This window comes from Niallia sp. FSL R7-0271 (assembly GCF_038005785.1).
GTDB lineage: Bacteria > Bacillota > Bacilli > Bacillales > Cytobacillaceae > Niallia.
The window spans coordinates 2,056,820-2,073,361 of sequence record NZ_JBBOTZ010000001.1; the positions used below are offsets into that span (position 1 = coordinate 2,056,820).

Annotated in this window: 18 protein-coding genes; 1 reads left to right on the top strand and 17 read right to left on the bottom strand. The window is 40.3% G+C overall.

The genetic code is table 11. The features are described 5' to 3' along the window. Positions 1–9 precede the first annotated feature (9 nt). The 17 genes from MKX82_RS10540 to MKX82_RS10620 form a co-directional block, all read right to left on the bottom strand. Entirely contained in the window at positions 10–1,077 is a 1,068-nt protein-coding gene (locus tag MKX82_RS10540) for an alcohol dehydrogenase catalytic domain-containing protein (RefSeq protein ID WP_341077001.1), read from the bottom strand. After that, on the bottom strand, positions 1,049–1,507 hold the full coding sequence (locus tag MKX82_RS10545; RefSeq protein ID WP_341077002.1) for a hypothetical protein: 459 nt from the start codon (positions 1,505–1,507) through the stop codon (positions 1,049–1,051). The genes MKX82_RS10540 and MKX82_RS10545 overlap by 29 nt, the downstream gene beginning before the upstream one ends. 59 nt (positions 1,508–1,566) lie before the next feature. Further along, positions 1,567–1,845 (bottom strand): PTS sugar transporter subunit IIB, encoded by a 279-nt coding sequence (locus tag MKX82_RS10550; protein ID WP_233313754.1) that lies wholly within the window; start codon positions 1,843–1,845, stop codon positions 1,567–1,569. 24 nt (positions 1,846–1,869) lie between these two features. Next, positions 1,870–3,285: a PTS galactitol transporter subunit IIC gene (locus MKX82_RS10555; RefSeq protein ID WP_233313753.1), complete on the bottom strand. Its 1,416-nt coding sequence runs from the start codon at positions 3,283–3,285 to the stop codon at positions 1,870–1,872. Between the two features lie 53 nt (positions 3,286–3,338). After that, the gene (locus MKX82_RS10560; protein ID WP_341077005.1) at positions 3,339–3,815 is read right to left on the bottom strand and encodes a PTS sugar transporter subunit IIA; all 477 of its coding nucleotides are present in this window, start codon (positions 3,813–3,815) and stop codon (positions 3,339–3,341) included. A gap of 198 nt (positions 3,816–4,013) precedes the next feature. Next, a complete protein-coding gene (gene lpdA, locus MKX82_RS10565) occupies positions 4,014–5,420 on the bottom strand; it encodes a dihydrolipoyl dehydrogenase (protein ID WP_341077007.1) in 1,407 nt (468 codons plus the stop codon). Positions 5,421–5,428: 8 nt separating this feature from the next. Then, a complete protein-coding gene (locus MKX82_RS10570; RefSeq protein WP_341077009.1) occupies positions 5,429–6,760 on the bottom strand; it encodes a dihydrolipoamide acetyltransferase family protein in 1,332 nt (443 codons plus the stop codon). Between the two features lie 25 nt (positions 6,761–6,785). Beyond that, positions 6,786–7,775 carry an alpha-ketoacid dehydrogenase subunit beta gene (locus tag MKX82_RS10575; protein WP_233313749.1) on the bottom strand — a complete coding sequence of 330 codons (990 nt, stop codon included), beginning with the start codon at positions 7,773–7,775 and terminating at the stop codon, positions 6,786–6,788. A gap of 17 nt (positions 7,776–7,792) precedes the next feature. Beyond that, a complete protein-coding gene (locus MKX82_RS10580; protein WP_233313748.1) occupies positions 7,793–8,779 on the bottom strand; it encodes a thiamine pyrophosphate-dependent dehydrogenase E1 component subunit alpha in 987 nt (328 codons plus the stop codon). A gap of 191 nt (positions 8,780–8,970) precedes the next feature. Continuing rightward, positions 8,971–9,327, bottom strand: a complete 357-nt coding sequence (locus MKX82_RS10585) for a PTS glucitol/sorbitol transporter subunit IIA (RefSeq protein WP_233313747.1) — start codon at positions 9,325–9,327, stop codon at positions 8,971–8,973. 26 nt (positions 9,328–9,353) lie between these two features. Then, a complete protein-coding gene (locus MKX82_RS10590) occupies positions 9,354–10,631 on the bottom strand; it encodes an NAD(P)H-dependent oxidoreductase (RefSeq protein WP_237941480.1) in 1,278 nt (425 codons plus the stop codon). Positions 10,632–10,840: 209 nt separating this feature from the next. Then, a complete protein-coding gene (locus MKX82_RS10595) occupies positions 10,841–11,758 on the bottom strand; it encodes a sugar-binding transcriptional regulator (RefSeq protein WP_237941481.1) in 918 nt (305 codons plus the stop codon). Positions 11,759–11,802: 44 nt separating this feature from the next. Further along, the gene (gene srlE, locus MKX82_RS10600; protein ID WP_233313744.1) at positions 11,803–12,822 is read right to left on the bottom strand and encodes a PTS glucitol/sorbitol transporter subunit IIB; all 1,020 of its coding nucleotides are present in this window, start codon (positions 12,820–12,822) and stop codon (positions 11,803–11,805) included. Positions 12,823–12,840: 18 nt separating this feature from the next. Further along, positions 12,841–13,371 carry a PTS glucitol/sorbitol transporter subunit IIC gene (gene srlA / locus MKX82_RS10605; protein WP_233313743.1) on the bottom strand — a complete coding sequence of 177 codons (531 nt, stop codon included), beginning with the start codon at positions 13,369–13,371 and terminating at the stop codon, positions 12,841–12,843. Positions 13,372–13,387: 16 nt separating this feature from the next. Further along, positions 13,388–13,813, bottom strand: a complete 426-nt coding sequence (locus tag MKX82_RS10610) for a transcriptional regulator GutM (RefSeq protein WP_233313742.1) — start codon at positions 13,811–13,813, stop codon at positions 13,388–13,390. 295 nt (positions 13,814–14,108) lie between these two features. Further along, entirely contained in the window at positions 14,109–15,317 is a 1,209-nt protein-coding gene (locus MKX82_RS10615) for an MFS transporter (protein ID WP_233313741.1), read from the bottom strand. After that, positions 15,310–15,747: a MarR family winged helix-turn-helix transcriptional regulator gene (locus MKX82_RS10620; protein WP_233313740.1), complete on the bottom strand. Its 438-nt coding sequence runs from the start codon at positions 15,745–15,747 to the stop codon at positions 15,310–15,312. Before MKX82_RS10620 ends, MKX82_RS10615 begins: the two co-directional genes overlap by 8 nt. Before the next feature lie 187 nt (positions 15,748–15,934). On the opposite strand from MKX82_RS10620, the gene MKX82_RS10625 reads away from it, so the two are divergent. Then, positions 15,935–16,372 carry a VanZ family protein gene (locus tag MKX82_RS10625; protein ID WP_285109830.1) on the top strand — a complete coding sequence of 146 codons (438 nt, stop codon included), beginning with the start codon at positions 15,935–15,937 and terminating at the stop codon, positions 16,370–16,372. Positions 16,373–16,542: the final 170 nt, after the last annotated feature.

A 16,542-nucleotide genomic window follows, 5' to 3' on the forward strand; every position in this document is an offset into this window, starting at 1 on the left:
CCCCTCTTTCTATGGTGTTATTAGCACTTTCAAAACACTTGCAGTAGGATTATGTGCCGTTGCGATTGCTTTATCTAACTCTGCTAACGGAAAGCGGTGGGTAATCATCCTTTCTACATCAAACACTTTATTTTTCAACATATACACCGCTTTTTCATAATTATATGGATTGGAAGAGTAGGAGCCGATCACTTTAATTTCATCATTAAAAAATTTTGCTGCAGGTATGGCTACCTCTGTGTCTTTAAATGGTGCAAAAACTAATACGGTCCCTCCTCTTGCAACACATTCCAATGCTTCAGGTAAAAGAGAGGAAATGCTGGCGGAAATGATGATGATATCTGCTCCCCTTCCATTTGTCAGCTCTAATACTTTTTCTGCTACATTTTCCTTTTGACTGTTAATAGCCTCATCAGCACCGAACTCTAGTGCTTTATCCAAACGAAAAGGATTAATATCACTGACAATAATGTTGGAAGCATATAAGGCTCTGGCAATTTGTACTTGCAGGAGGCCAATTTGGCCAGCGCCCATAATAAAAATCGTATCTCCTGGGTGTGTATCTATTAATTCAAAGCCATGAAGACAGCAGGCGATTGGTTCGACAAGCGCTCCTTGTTCATAGCTCATTCCGTTTGGAAGTAGCCCCATCGTATGTTTTACATGCAATGCTGGCACACGGATATATTCAGAAAATCCGCCTGGATCTAGATTGGTTTGTTTAAATTGCGCACATAAGCTGAACGAACCTCTCTTGCAATAATGGCAGGTGAAGCATGGAACATGGTGAGCGACAAATACTCTATCACCCACTTTGTAATCCTTTACTTTAGCACCTTTTTTTACTATTTCCCCTGAAACTTCATGGCCAAGAACAGTTTCAGGCGGCACTGTTTCGTCGATTACTTTATGAATATCTGTTCCGCATAGCCCGCAATACTCCATGCGAATTAACACTTCCTCGTCACCGATAGTAGGAATATGCCGGTCTTCATAGTTTATTTGTTCCTTGTTATAGTAAGCAGCAACTTTCATCGGCAGTGCTCTGTCATTTTGACTGTAAGGTTTCACCTTCATGCTTTTCACGTCCTTCTGCTTGTGCTTTTATTATGGTTAATAATTCTTGATACCCATCGAGCTTATTAGAAATCCAATAGCGGCCTCCTAACAGACGGAAATTGCCAATTCTGATAAAGGATTTTCCTACATATCCATAATCTTTAACGGTAAATTCTGTGACCTCTTGCCATTTATACTCATGCTTTCGCCAAAACCCAATAAATGCGATTGCCTCAGAAGAGACAGTAATTTGCGAAGGGTTATTTAAACCAATAACAGAGGAAACAAATAATAGAGGCATCACGATTAAAACAAGCAAATAAATACCCTCTGAACCATTATTTATTAGGCTGTTTATAGCCCAAATAAACATGCCAATCATTAAGATCACAGGAAAAATAATAGAAAACCAAAATACTGTTGTACTGTAGCGATAGTGCTTCATCATCTCTCCTCCATTTTAAAAAAGCAAAAAAACACAACATCGTTTTTTTGCTTTTTTATCGCTTATTCTAAATGGCTAATAATCTTTTCCATATCTGCATCAATTCCAACCCCTGTCAAAAAAGAGATTGTTTGTATAACTGGTGTTCCGCCTGTATTACTTACTGGTGTTGTTGTGACAATTAAATCTGCACCTGCCGCTTTAGATGGCACCTCCGATACTTTACATTGCTCCACAATAACATTCAATCCTTTGTTTTTTAATATTTCTTCTATTTTTTTCGCTACGACTGTGGATGTGGCAACTGCTGTACCACAGGAAACCAAGATTTTTTTTGCCATTGTAATTCCTCCTATAATAAATAATTAAGCTTTAAAAGCAGTTTCATCTTCCTCTAGTTGAACAGGCTTTAATGTCTTCGCATCTAATCCCATTTCTTTCGCATATTGTTTTTTAATGTCATTTCTGACCCAATACCAGAGCGAGGCGTACAAAATCGCAGCTATAATCGCACCGATAAAGTATGGATTGCTTGGGTCAAGCAATCGGACGATAATCCATGGAATGACGTGTGATCCTAAATCTATACCAGAAATTTGTGTAGCTCCCTCTGGGAAATCAAAGCCGACTGCTCTTCCCATCGTTGTTGCTAAATCTGCAAGATTAGTAGCAATAAAGAAGACGATCATCAAGGTGACGATACTGTTAATAATGCCGCGGATAATATTGCCGCGTGCTGCTGCGACTGCCCAAACGACTGTAAAGGGAAGTACTGCAAAATCCGCAAAAGGCAGCATACCGTTATATGGTAAAATTACAGCTAATAATAAGGTAATAGGAACCATGATTAGTGCAACCGCCATATTTGATGCTGTTCCGATAACAATCGCTGTATCAAGCCCAATATAAACATTCTTACCAGGGAACTTTTTATTGATTAAGTCGCGGGCTCCTTCTGAAATAGGGATTAGTCCTTCCATTAATAGAGCTACCATTCTTGGCATCAAAATTAATACTGCAGACATCTGAATCCCTAATGTTAGAATTCCTTTAGCATCGTATCCGCCCAGAAAACCAATCAGCAATCCAAGCACTAATCCCATTACGAGGGGCTCTCCAAAAATCCCAAATCTTTTCTTTAATGTTTCAGGATCTGCCTCGATTTTATTAATTCCTGGTATTTTATCCACAATCCGGTTGCTAGCATATGTGATGGGAGCAAAGTTAACTGTTTCCGAGTGAGCCATTGAGACTCCTTTTAACCCAAAGTGGTGTTCGACAGCCGGGGCGGTCCAGTCCGCCAATTTGAGGGTTATCGCAGAAACAATTAATCCGACTGCTATAGCTAAAATCATGTTATCGTAGGCATAATAAGTGACCGAGGCAGCGAAGATTAAATGCCAGAAGTTCCAAATATCAACATTTAGCGTTTTTGTTAAATTCGTTGACAGCATGATTACATTTAAAACCAGTACTAATGGAATCATTAATGGTGCTACAGGCGTTCCAAAGGAAATAGCAGCACCGATTGGCCATCCCACATCAAGAATATCTAAATTTAATCCTAATTTCTCTACCATCGCTTGGGCAGCTGGTCCGATTGCCCCCGATAAAAGCCCGATAACAAGATTTACACCTATGAAACCAATCCCAATGGTTATACCTGCTGTAAATGACTTTTTAAAGCCTTGCTTTAACAGTAAGCCAAATACTGTCATAATGATCGGCAGCATTATAGATGGACCTAAATCTAATACAAAATCTACAGCTTGCTTAATCATAATAAGACCCCCTCACAATAGATAGCGCTTACATTTCTGGCGAATAAAAAGTGCTAAACACTAATCTGATTTATTTCCCTGTCTAATACAGAAAGCAGCTCTTTAGCAGATGCTGCATTTTTCAACTGGGACATGGCAGCTTCATTTTGAAAGACACCCATTAACCGTTCGAGCATCACAAGCTGTTTAGTAGGTTCAGATATTGCTAACATCAAGACAATCTCCACATTCACTGGTGTATCTGTACTGCCCATTACGATAAATTCTACTGGGTGCTCTAATACTGCCACAGCAATCATCGGGGTGACTACATGTTCTGGATCAGTATGGGGAATTGCCACGCCCATCGAAGCAAGAGGCAAGCCTGTTGGAAAAATGCTTTCCCTTTCTAAAATAGAAGCTAAAAAAGTATCTTTAACATAATTGTATTTCTTTAGCTTTTCATAAAGCCTCGTCATTACCTCCTCCCTATTTGCAGCTTTAACATGCAATTGAATTATTTTTTCATCTAATTGAATTAACTTTTCCATTGTTGTCTCCCTCCTTTCGTTTGTAGTGATTTTTACTTTTGTTCAATAGCGTTACATTTGTAATCATCATAAAATACAGAACCTGTTCAGTCAAGACATTTTAAGAAAATTCTTATTATTTAATTTCGTCTATTCCTCTTATTATTTTAACTGCACAAAAAAGCCTATTATTACTAGGCTTTTTTGTTGCGAATATGATTAGATAGCCGAATGTATTTCTTTATTCGCTTTTGATTTGTAGACTGCATTCAGCGCTGCTTCATAGAAGGTTTCTGAAATTGTCGGATGTGGATGAATCATGGAAGCTGCTTCTTCTATTGTTCCTTCTAGGTACATAAAAGCTGAGGCGTTTGCGATCAATTCTGTTACATTTCCACCTGCCATAACGACACCGATAATCTCGCCAAACCTTGCTTCATAAATGATTTTAGTAAATCCTTCTGGCTGACCGGCACTTATTGCTTTCCCGCTCCCGCCAAAATTAAATGTCTCTATTTTCACGTCCATTCCTTGCGCTTTTGCGGCTGCTTCTGACAAACCGACAGAAGCAATTTCTGGAAGAGTGTAAATGCAGCGCGGCATTACTTTATAATCAATATAGTCTTTTCCTCCCGAAGCATTATTTACAGCAACTATTCCTTCTGCACTTGCAGCATGTGCTAGCTGCCATCCGCCAATGACGTCTCCGATCGCATACACATTTGTCATGCTTGTTTCCATTTGGCTGTTAACTTGAAGAAAAGGTCCGTTCGTTTCTAATGGAAGCCCTGAAACTGCTGATAGATTCGGCCTGCGCCCAGTACATACGATTAATATATCTGTGTGAAGCTTTTGCTCATTCCCCTTTTCATCCTCACAGACTACTAGTTTCGTCCCTTCAGTTTCCTCTACTCTCTGCACTTTAGCATTTGTATGGATGGTAATCCCTTTTTTCTTGAGACTACTAGTTAAGAACTTGGAAGCTTCGATATCCTCTGTTGGGATAATCTTGTCAGAAGCTTCGATAATGCTTACTTCTGCTTGTAAGGCAGCAAAGATAGTTGCAAATTCTACTCCAATTACGCCACCGCCGATAATGACGACCGATTTAGGTATCTCTTCCAAATCGAAAACTGTATCACTAGTTTCATAGGAAACAGTTTCTAATCCTGAAATCGGCGGCACCGCAGGGACAGAGCCAGTTGCAATAATGATTTTATTGCCCTTAATAGTCTCTTCCTTACTAGCGGATTGAATCATTACTTTTCCATCAGGCAGTACTGTTCCATAGCCGTTATAAGCATCCACCTTTCCTTTTTTTAAAAGGAAAGCAATGCCGTTGCGAAGGCGTTTAACGACGTCATCTTTTCGGTTCTTCATTTTACTTAAAGATAACTGAAGCGGTCCTGAGTCAATTCCCCACTCTTTCCCTTTTTCGATTTGTTCAATAATTTCAGCATGCTTTAAATATGTTTTGGAGGGAATACAGCCTCGATTCAAGCATGTTCCACCGAGAAAGTCTGCCTCAATAAGGGCTGTCTTTTGTCCAAGCTCTGCTGCATGCAGAGCCGCTGTATATCCACCCGGTCCTCCGCCGATAACAACAATATCATAGGTTTTCACCATTATACCTCCTATGCTAATAACTCATATGGGTTTTCCAATATTTGCTTTAATTCTGTTAAAAACGCTGCGGCCGGGGCTCCATCGATTGCTCGATGATCAAAGGAGAGACTTAATGTCATCATTGGCCGAATTTCCAGACTGTTATTTATAGCTACAGGTTTATCCTGAATGCGGCCGACTCCTAATATGGCACTTTCAGGCTGATTAATGATCGGCGTAAAAGCATCAACTGCATACATTCCAAGGTTGGAGATCGTAAAGGTAGAGCCTTTTAGTTGTTCTGGGAGCAGCTTATTTTCACGCGCTCTCTGTCCGATATCTTTTGCCTCCATTGTAACTGCAGTGAGTCCTTTTGAAGAAACGTCTTTAATGACTGGAACCATTAAACCGTCAGGAACCGCTACTGCCAAACCGATGTTAATTTCTCTGTACTGAACAATTTCGTCTCCTACTACAGATGCATTCACATGAGGATGACGACTTAATGCGGTCCCTGCCGCTTTTATGATAATATCTGTAAACGATAAACGAAGGCCTGTTTGTTTTTCCACAACTGGTAAGAGGGATGTTCGCAGTTCTTTTACTTTGGTCATGTCTGCTTCTGTGGTTAATGTAACATGTGGTGCGGTATAAGCGCTTTGTGCCATCCTTTCGGCAATAACTTTTCGAATCCCAGACATTTTCTTCCGTATTTCCATTGATTCTAGCACTGGTTCTGATTCCATTGATTTTGCTGGCAGCGCTGATAATACGTCTGCTTTCACAATCTTGCCCTGTGCTCCGCTTCCAGCAACAGTATTTAAGTCCACTTGTGCTGCTGCTGCTATTTTTTTCGCAAGTGGTGTTGCCTTTGTATTATCTTCTAGTTGCAGCAACACATCTTTTTTATGAATGCGGCCGTTTGGTCCGCTTCCGTTAATGAAAACTAAATCTAGTTTGTTTGTGCGGGCCATTTGCCGAGCAGCTGGAGTTGCCCGAGGTTTTTCTTCCGTTTGTATGTGATTATGGGAGAGTTCTTGTTGAATAGAAACTGATTCTGCTTGTTCTCTCACGTCTGTTTCACCGCCAGCAATGCCTGGCGAATTGGCAGGCACTGCTTCACCCTTTGCACCGATATAGCCAACAATATGGTTAACTGGTACCTCCGTGTCAACATCGACATATTTTTTTAACAACACACCATCATCATAGGCTTCTACTTCAATGTTAATTTTATCTGTCATTATTTCAAACAGCGGTTCACCGATTTCGACAGTCTCTCCTTCTTCTTTAAACCACTGCAGAAGTGTCCCGACTGCCATCGTGCTGCTTAACTTAGGCATAAATATTTCTTTTGCCATATTGGCTTTCCCTCCTTACCTGTTCTTACCTGTTCTTCACTGTTTCTTTCACTGCCTCAACAATATCGGGAACTTGGGGAATGGCGGCTTTTTCTAATTTCGGGTTGTATGGAATCGGGACTTCCTTTCCTCCTAACCGTTTAATTGGGGCATCTAAATAGTCAAATGCTTCGCTCTCTGCAATAACACTGACAATTTCTCCACCAAAACCGCCTCGCTTTACTGCTTCATGAACTACAATTAATCGTCCAGTCTTTTTGACAGATTGTATAATCGTGTCTGTATCTAGTGGAACAAGCGTACGCGGATCAATGACTTCCACACTAATGCCGTCTTTTTCCAGTTCAGCCGCTGCCTCGAGTGCTTTATGAACCATGATGGCGGTTGCAACAATTGTTACATCTGTGCCGCTCCGTTTAATATCAGCCTTACCTAACTCGATTTTGTATGATTCTTCTGGCACGTCTCCTGTTGTTTTATACAAAAGCTTATGCTCGTAAAAAATAACGGGGTTATCATCATCCATTGCCGCTTTTAGCAATCCTTTAACATCATAAGCTGTCGCAGGCTGGACTACCTTTAAGCCGGGGATGTGGGCCATCCATGCTTCTAAGCTTTGTGAATGTTGAGCAGCTGCTCCTGTTCCTGAACCAGCAGGTGTGCGCAGCACCATTGGCACCTTGCCTTTACCTCCAAACATATAGCGTGTTTTCGCCGCTTGATTCACCATTTGGTCCATAGCTATTGTAATAAAATCAGAGAATTGAAGCTCCAATATTGGACGCATTCCTGTTAAAGCTGCACCAATGGCAGCACCTGCAATCGCTGCCTCTGAGATTGGCGTATTACGAACGCGCTCCGGTCCAAACTCCTCAATCATACCCCGAGTAACGCCAAAGGCTCCTCCGTATACACCGATGTCTTCACCGAGGATAAACACATCCTCGTTTTCTCGCATTTCTAAACTCATTGCTTCCCTGACTGCCTCTAAATAGGTTATTTGTCTAGTAGCCATTTTTTAGCTCCTCTCTTTTAGGCATATACATCTTCTAGTAATCTATCAAGGGATGGTTCTGGACTGTTTTCAGCGAATGTTACAGCCTTTTCAATCTCTTCATAGGCTTCTTCCTGAAGCTGTTTAGCTGTTTCTTCTGTTAAGACACCACTATTGATTAACGTGTCTTTAAAGCGTTTAATTCCGTCCTTTTCGCGCCATTCCTTCTCTTCTTCCCGAGTCCGGTATTTTTTTGCATCGCTTTTAGAGTGGCCTTTCCAGCGGTATGTTTTCATTTCAATTAAGGATGGTCCTTTAGAATTGCGTGCATGCTCAACCGCTTCGTGAACGGAATTCATTATCTCAATCATGTCAAGACCGTCCACTACCTTGCCAGGTATGCCGTAACTGCCGGCTCTGTCGGCAATATTTTCAATCCTTGTCATATCTTTGACTGGGCCGGACATCCCATACTGATTATTTTCGCAAATAAAAACTACCGGCAAATCCCAAATCGCTGCTAAGTTCAGCGATTCATGGAAGCTGCCTTCATTTGATGCACCATCTCCAAAGAAGCAAAGCACCACATAATTCTCATTTTTTATTTTGGAGGTAAGAGCTGCTCCGACTGCTAACGGAAGCCCGCCGCCGACAATCCCATTGGCGCCCAGATTGCCTTTTTCTAAATCTGCGATATGCATCGATCCGCCTTTTCCTTTACAGTAGCCTGTTTCTCTGCCAAAGAGCTCTGCCATCATCTTGTTCACATCGCCTTCTTTCGAAATACAGTGGCCGTGCCCGCGATGGGTGCTGATAATCTTATCTTTTCTGCTAATCACTGCAATGGATCCAGCAGCAGACGGCTCTTGGCCAACACATAAATGTGTTGTTCCATGGATCATTCCTTTTGCAAAAAACTGGTCAACTTTTTCATCGAAATACCGAATTAGCCACAGTTCTTTATACAGCTCTTTTAATTTCTGTTCTGTAATCATTTCAGGAAGCTTTAATGTTTTAATCTTCATTATTGTTCCTCCCTTTACATTTGTTCAATACTGTTACATTTGTAAAAATCATATAATGTATTCCTCTTCTAGTCAAGGGAAAAGCGTGTATTTTCTGATATTTTTTACTAATCAAAAATCAATTTAAAAGAGGATAAAAAAAGGGAAAAAGAGCTCAAGTTTATATACTTGATTCTCCCTTTCCCGCTTGTTTATTTTACTGAAATTACTGTTCCTTCATTAATAGAATTTGGGAAGGAATATGGTGCAGCAAACACAGCTCCAGGCAACACTTCATCTACTGGTTCTTGAAAATAGATAGATATATGCCCTAATTCCTTGAAATTCTTATTTGCATGATCTCCTAACGCTGTAATAGTAAAAGTCTCGTCTCCAAATGCAATCGTGCCGCCATGCTTTAATGGCTCACTATCCAACAGCTCAAATTCATGAATAACTGCCATTTCTCGAAGTTCCTTCGGTGCCTGTGGCCCGAATAATATTAAGATTTTATCTTCTTTAAATGCGGAAACTAATACACCTATTTCTTTTACGACTGATGTTGTCATCCTTAATCCTCCTATTGGTTCATTACTTATAGTGTCACAAGCGGCCGTTGTTCTAAATTAGATGGAAAAAGCTGATCTTGTAATGCTCTTAATTTCCAAACCGTTGTATTTGTATCTAACTCTATATCATCAAAAGTCAGGAACGTTCCTGTTTTTATATCCCGTTTTGCTATTACTTTTCCACTAATTAAACCAATTGGAATATGACCATTTTTCTTCATATCAGAATGCGTTTCCAGAACACCGCGAACACTGTATCCACCAATGCCGTCTAATGTTTCTCCAGCTTTTATATCTCTTTTAGCGACCGTTACTGTTTCAGATATAGGCGCCCCGAGTGGGTGAATGGAAGAGTCATGCTCTAATACTGCTTTTGCAATAGTGATCGGCGTTTCTAAACTAGCCAAATGATAAGGGCGGTAAAATACATAATGAGGACCTTTGCCAACTTTTAAGTAGCGCAGCTCTTCATCAACTGGTTCAAGCTCACTTTTGACAATGACAAAAACCCCTGGTGCTAATCCGTTTACATACTCTACAACCCCAAAGCTGTTTAATACCCCGCCATTTTCCTTTAAGTCCAGTTTATCAGCAACATCCTGCACTGTTGCTGATACACCGTGCATGCCGACCTTATCTGGAATTAACCCAATCGCATTACTTAACAGGTTCATTTCTGCCATTGTTTTTGTCCCATCTTGAAAGGCCGCTAGCATATGGGCACTCATGTTTTTACTTTTTGCTTCAGCAGCTGCTGTATCAGGGTTTGATAACGGGTTAAATGGATTGTTTTTCCCTTTGCCGGCAACAAGCACTTCCAATCCCATCGTTTTAGCAAATTCATATAATTCTAGTGTAGCAGCAGGCTCATCACCGGCTGAGCCTGTATAAATTAGTCCGGCATTGCTGAACATTTGATACATGATGGAGCCAATTGTTATATCCACTTCTACATTGAGCAGAACGATATGTTTTTTAGACCTTAACGCTTCTAATGAAACATTTGCGCCTACTTCTGGAACACCAGTGGCATCTACGATTACTTCCACATTGTTTGACTGAATGACTTTACGATAATCGTTTGTAACTACGATAGAATCCTTGCGGGCAGATTGAGAGGAATAGAAGTCAGCAGCTCTTTGTGCTGCCTGAACATTTACATCACATATACCTGTTACGATCATACCGGGAATTTTGGAGATTTGCGCAATCATTCCAAAACCCATCTGGCCTGCACCGATAACTCCGACTTTAATGGGTGCATTTTCACGTTCTCTTTGTAAAAGCTTTGTGTAAATTGACATTAATAATTCCTCCCTCGTATTAGTAATGCGCTTACAATTTAATATTTTAGAAATACAAATGTTATATAGTCTAACAATATAGTGAACTTCATTACATTTGTTCCAACCCTTATCATTTGTTCCGCATTTTCAGTTTAAGGTGTTAAATAATACCTGTCAATGGTAATTTTCGAATAAATCAGAGTTCATATGCACGACTTCAACTCTTGCTAGCCTTCTACAAGGGCAGTTCCAGTTGCTTCATCTGTAATCAGCACATGAATTAAACTACCCTCCAAGGCAGCTTTTATGGCTTGAACCTTTTCCAGACCGGAAGCTACACCAATAACGAGCGGTATTGCTTTTAATTTTTCCAGTTCCATTGCTATCACTCTGTCATTCCAAGCATTTTGAACAGGCTTGCCAAACTTATTAATAAAGTTATAACAAATATCGCCGACAATTTCTGAGTCATTCGTGATTTGCAGATGATCAGAGCCCATGTACGATTTTACCATCGTCGAATCCTCTGGCCGGCCGCCTATACCTACAATGGCAATATGTGATTGTTCTGCTAAATGAAAAATAGACCGGATAGAAGGCTGGCGTATTAATACTTCTCTCGCTTCCTTTGTGTCTACCATTACTGGAACATGCAGTAACTCATACTTCGATTGAAGGGCATTGCCGACCTTTGAGACAATACTGTTCGAATGAATGTCTACTCGCTCGTTCCCCATCCCTCCGACTAATGGAACAACGGTTGCTGTTGGATAGTGCTGCACAGAACTGATAGCCTTTGCCACTTCATTTAATGTCGTGCCAGAGGACATGCCAATAATCTGGCCATCTCTGATAACACGATGTAAATACTCACTGGCCGCTTCGCCTAATTGCTTTTTTGACGTCTCCTTGCCAACACTCTCTATGCATACTACTTCCCTTAATGCATAAAGACGCTCTATTTTCCGTTCAATATTTCTAAATTGATGAATATGGTCATCATGAATGATAATTTCGACAATACCATCTTCCCTCGCTTTCGTTAACAGCTTAGAAACGAGGGACCTGCTGATTCCAATTCTGTCGGCAATTTCCGATTGGGTGGCACCTTCCTCATAATACATTTGGGCAATTTTAACGAGCATCCTTCTATCCTGTTTAAACACATCGATCCTATCCTTCCACGTATTTAATACATGCCAAAACTAGCAAAATAAGCAATGACTACAGCAACAACACCTGTGATCAAACGACTGTAAAGAATCGCAGGTACTCCGTAGCGAACTGTTTCTGGCTTAGCTTCGCCAAGAGACAAACCAACAGGAATAAAATCACAGCCAACTTGCCCATTAATGGCAAATAGGGCAGGAAGAGCATATTGGGGCGGAATATTGCCTAACGCTATTTGCGAACCGATTAATACGCCAATAACTTGGGCGATTACGGCGCCAGGTCCTAACACTGGAGATAAGAAGGGCAATGTACAGACAACCGCTATGACAAGCAGCCCCCAAAGGGAACCAGCAAGAGGAGTAAGTGCCTGTGCAATCCAATCGCCCACACCTGTATAATTAATAATTCCCATGAGCATACTTACAAACGCCATAAAAGGCAGAATATTCTTTAGCAAAATATCCATTGTGTCCCGGCCAGCTTGATAAAATGTGCCTGTGACATTGCCAATTCCTTTTGAGAAACGCAGCAAGATATTTTCTTTTTGTTTTGCTGCAATGTTTTGTTTTAATTGTTTATAGTTCTCCTGGAATTTGTCTTTATCTTTAGTATCAAATTTAGGACGCTCTGCTGCTTCTTCGGCACTTGCAGATTGATTATAGCTTTCTGAAATCGCCACATCTTTCGTTGTTACACCTGATACAAAAATATCATCGGTAATATATTTGGACAGCGGACCTGATGGAGAGGAAGGAAGAACATCGACTGTCAAAATTCGTTTCATTGGGTAAACGCCAATCCGTGCAGTTCCGCCACAGTCAATAACAACACAGGCCATTTCTTCTTCTGGATAGGAGCCTTTAAAGCCATCTACTGCCTCAGCACCAGTTAACTCTGCTATTTTTGCGGCAACTGGATGAATCCCTCCGCCTGTAATCGAAACAATTTTGTTCTTTTTAGAATCTGGTTCCACATACAGACCAACACCCCAGCCGCCTGAGCCTTTGGATACGAAAACACCGCGATAAGCTGTCATTTACAATCTCCCCCTTTTCTACGCTATATCAGCGCCATCCTTTTTCGCTAAATATTTTGTGATTATTTCAGTTACGATTCCACGAATCAAAATAATAACGACACCAACGATAAAGTAACGGACAGCTAAGTCTGCTATCGGCAGCCCTAATTCTTGGATGCCGTTAGCAATTCCTAAATAGACAAAGAGCTCTCCTGCATTTGCATAAGGAAATAAACCTGTGACTGGATGAACGAATGATACGGCTGAATCGTAGAAGGCGGGCTTTTGCTTTTCTGGTAAAAAACGGCCAAAAGTATATGCCATTGGGTTTGTTAACATAAGAAGTGATAGAATTGGCATGAGTGTATAGCGAAGGATTGTGTATTTAGCAGCAAACTGAATGATTCGTGTAACTCTTTCTTCTCCAACAAATTTCATCATTGCATACGTGAATGTTAATAGAACGACGAGAGTAGGAACAATGCCTGTTACCAGCCCCATAAAGGTTTCCCCGCCTGCCTGAAACATCCCAATAAAATGCTCTCCTAACCATTTGATCCATTCCATTGTTTGACCCCCTTATTTATACTCCTAATGACACCTTTTTCTTAGCGATTGTTAATAATGCATTTTCACTTGCCTGTAACAATGCCTTTCTTGAGGAAGGAAGTTTATTTTTGCCCTTATTAGGAATCTCATCATGGATGTAGCTGACAATTTCCCCAACATGCTTGCCTTTATAGATTTCCATCGCCTTAAATTTAGTTAAGACTGACATCCCTTTTAACAAGTGACATTCATGAATGATATAGTTACTATCAACAATTAAGACAGCAATTGCTCCGTGCTTAAGCTTTCCGCGTGTCATTCCTGAGAACATAAAAAAACCATCCTGACCTTTGTAACCGCTGACAATTTTATCGATATTCTTTTTGTATTGCTTAATCTGAAACAGCGATAAAAGATATTGCACAATAAGTATCAAACAAAGTATAAAAGCTAACTGCATATAAGCCCCCTTCTCCTCCCCTTATTTGCTTGTTATTGAGCCTCCTCACCCTAAATAATAGCGCTTTCATTTTTAAGTTAAAAAAACTGTAACATCTGTCACAGATAAACACTTTAAGGTTCTTCATGTCACATTTGTTACAGCACTTAACATTTGTTATACCCTTAGGATAATAAAAAGTTCACACATTTGTCAATAATCAAAAAAATATTTTTTAATTTTTCTGCAAATGGTTAAAAGCTCTTTGTTTCCATAAAAAAACCTGAGCAAATTAATTTGCTCAGGCATTCAAGATTTATCCAGCTTTCGATACATTGCTCATTAACTTAGCCTGTTTTGCCGCTTTTCCATGTAGGAAATAATAAACGACAAGTGCTAATAAGATATAGAAAGTACTGTAGAAATATAGCGAACCGAAGCCAATCATGTCTCCGACAAAACCTACTATAAAGGACCCGATTCCGATACCGCTGTCGAATAATGACAGGAAAGTTGCTGTTGCTAAGCCGCGCTTTTCTGGAGCAGCTTTTTGAATGGCGATTGTTTGGAAGCTTGGAAAGAGCGTTCCATAACCTAAGCCAATTAACGCTGCTGCAAACAAGAAGAAAAAGGCTGTGTTTACATTGCTCAATGTCAGCATTCCTATAGCAAATAGCAGAATGCATGGATAAACAATCACATTTGCACCATAACGGTCAAACCAGCGTCCTGCAAATGGTCTGCCGATCAGCATGATTATAGCATATACGACAAAGAAGTAGCCTGACACACTCTGCAAGCCTTTGCCGTCTGCATATACAGACACAAAGGACAAAATAGATGAATAAACGATTCCAAACAGTGCAGCAACAATGCTGATCGGAATAGCAGACGGTTCGAGAATGCCGCCGAATTTAGATGGAGTCTTTTCTGCCGGTGCTTCGCTTGCGGGAACTGTATTTTTCGGCAGTTTAATAAATAAACCTGTTAGGATGGCAAAAACCGCAAATATTACAGCCAGCAAAAATAGTGTATCTGCTCCCCATGAATTAATGGCCATCAAACCAAGGAACGGCCCTGCAACCATCGCAAGGTTCATCGACATTGAATAATAGCCCATTCCTTCGCCTCTTCTGGAGTTGGGAATAATATCTGCAACAATCGTTCCTGTTGCAGTAGTTGCCATCCCGAATCCGATGCCATGAAAGGCACGGACAATCAGTAGGCTTCCGACAGATTCAGGCAAGAAATAGAATAGCGCCACAAGAAAGAAGATCGCCAATGACAGTACAAGCAGTGTCTTCTTCCCGTATTTTTGCATCAGCTTGCCTGCGAACGGTCTGATGACAATGGCTGTCAGCAAGAACATTGTCGTGATCAGACCTGCGCTTGATTGTTTCCCATGCAGTTCATTGATGGCATAAACGGGCAGAGACACCATTAAAAAATAAAATGTTAAAAATAAAAAAAAGTTGCTAACCCAAATATTAATAAAACTTTTCGTCCAAAGTGTTTCCTTACTCAAATTCCTTCCCCCTAGTTGATAAATCCTGATTCCAATCTGAAATCAATGTCAGTAATTGCTGTTGAGATGCGGGAGTTAATGGCTGAATCAGCTCCTCGTTCATTTGCAGGACTGCTTTTTCCCATTCTGGGTACTTCTCCAACGCTTTTTCGGTAAGCTCAATCCTTTTTGTGCGTTTGTCGATTCCCTTTACTTGTCTCACATAATCATTTGCTACTAATTTTTGCACCGTTCTTGTAATCGGCGGTGCCTCAATTGCTAAATAATCGGAAATTTCCTTCTGTGTCATAGAACCCTTTGTTTTAAGCAAAAAGAGAACAGTCCACTGTGAACTGTAAATATCGAACGGCTGAAGTGCATCATTCAATGATTTTGTCATTTGTCTGGCAAGCTGGTTTATCGAGTGAAATAATTCATGAACATCATTCATAGCAGCAGGTGCTCCTAACTTATAAGGTTAAATTAAAATTAGTTACCTAAGTAACTATATCAAGAAGAAAACAATTCATCAATAGGTTAAATGCATTTTTTTAGCTAATTTCTGTACAAATCTTTCATTTTTCTTATATAATGTTCGGAAACTGCTGTGAATTTTTTCATTATAAGGAGCAAGAGTAATGGTATGTAGACGAAAGATTTTCAGAGGAATGTGCTTCTGTTTATTTGCTGTATATATAGTAATTTTATTTTATTTATTGTTTTTTTCAGGGTACAGACAAGCAGTCAAAGGAACTGTTGCTTATAATTTCATTCCATTTAGAAGTATTCTTGCAGACATAGGCGGATTGTCTTCCTTTAATCTGGGGTTATGGACGAATAATTTATTCGGAAACATCCTCGCTTTTATGCCGTTCGGGTTCTTTATTCCCCTTCTTTTTGCTAATGTCCGCAAGCTTTCCTCGGTTATTGGCTGCGCTTTTGCCTTGTCTGTTTCTGTCGAACTGCTTCAGCTTGTAACAAGGATAGGTGCTTGTGATGTGGATGATGTTATCCTTAATACACTTGGGGGATTTTGCGGATATTGGCTGTGGAAAGTAATGAAACGTGCTTTTTAATCAGCAAATGAGGATGCTACAAAACAAAATATAACCTATCTAAACAGGAATATTTGAAAAAATAAAGCTTGGGATTATAAATAGTAGATAACTTTATCATTCGTTCAGTTCATTGCGCCTTCCGCGGGGAGGAAGCTAAAGCCTCCTCGTCTTCGCCTGCGGTGTCTCAT

Excerpts from the sequence above, each read along its gene's own strand:
- MKX82_RS10550 (WP_233313754.1), bottom strand. The coding sequence starts at position 1,845 with ATGGCAAAAAAAATCTTGGTTTCCTGTGGTACAGCAGTTGCCACATCC.
- lpdA (WP_341077007.1), bottom strand. The coding sequence starts at position 5,420 with ATGGTGAAAACCTATGATATTGTTGTTATCGGCGGAGGACCGGGTGGA.
- MKX82_RS10590 (WP_237941480.1), bottom strand. The coding sequence starts at position 10,631 with ATGTCAATTTACACAAAGCTTTTACAAAGAGAACGTGAAAATGCACCC.
- MKX82_RS10575 (WP_233313749.1), bottom strand. The coding sequence starts at position 7,775 with ATGGCTACTAGACAAATAACCTATTTAGAGGCAGTCAGGGAAGCAATG.
- MKX82_RS10585 (WP_233313747.1), bottom strand. The coding sequence starts at position 9,327 with ATGACAACATCAGTCGTAAAAGAAATAGGTGTATTAGTTTCCGCATTT.
- MKX82_RS10560 (WP_341077005.1), bottom strand. The coding sequence starts at position 3,815 with ATGGAAAAGTTAATTCAATTAGATGAAAAAATAATTCAATTGCATGTT.
- MKX82_RS10625 (WP_285109830.1), top strand. The coding sequence starts at position 15,935 with ATGGTATGTAGACGAAAGATTTTCAGAGGAATGTGCTTCTGTTTATTT.
- MKX82_RS10595 (WP_237941481.1), bottom strand. The coding sequence starts at position 11,758 with ATGCTCGTTAAAATTGCCCAAATGTATTATGAGGAAGGTGCCACCCAA.
- MKX82_RS10610 (WP_233313742.1), bottom strand. The coding sequence starts at position 13,813 with ATGCAGTTAGCTTTTATACTTTGTTTGATACTTATTGTGCAATATCTT.
- srlE (WP_233313744.1), bottom strand. The coding sequence starts at position 12,822 with ATGACAGCTTATCGCGGTGTTTTCGTATCCAAAGGCTCAGGCGGCTGG.
- MKX82_RS10580 (WP_233313748.1), bottom strand. The coding sequence starts at position 8,779 with ATGAAGATTAAAACATTAAAGCTTCCTGAAATGATTACAGAACAGAAA.
- MKX82_RS10555 (WP_233313753.1), bottom strand. The coding sequence starts at position 3,285 with ATGATTAAGCAAGCTGTAGATTTTGTATTAGATTTAGGTCCATCTATA.
- MKX82_RS10540 (WP_341077001.1), bottom strand. The coding sequence starts at position 1,077 with ATGAAGGTGAAACCTTACAGTCAAAATGACAGAGCACTGCCGATGAAA.
- MKX82_RS10570 (WP_341077009.1), bottom strand. The coding sequence starts at position 6,760 with ATGGCAAAAGAAATATTTATGCCTAAGTTAAGCAGCACGATGGCAGTC.
- MKX82_RS10620 (WP_233313740.1), bottom strand. The coding sequence starts at position 15,747 with ATGAATGATGTTCATGAATTATTTCACTCGATAAACCAGCTTGCCAGA.
- MKX82_RS10545 (WP_341077002.1), bottom strand. The coding sequence starts at position 1,507 with ATGATGAAGCACTATCGCTACAGTACAACAGTATTTTGGTTTTCTATT.
- srlA (WP_233313743.1), bottom strand. The coding sequence starts at position 13,371 with ATGGAATGGATCAAATGGTTAGGAGAGCATTTTATTGGGATGTTTCAG.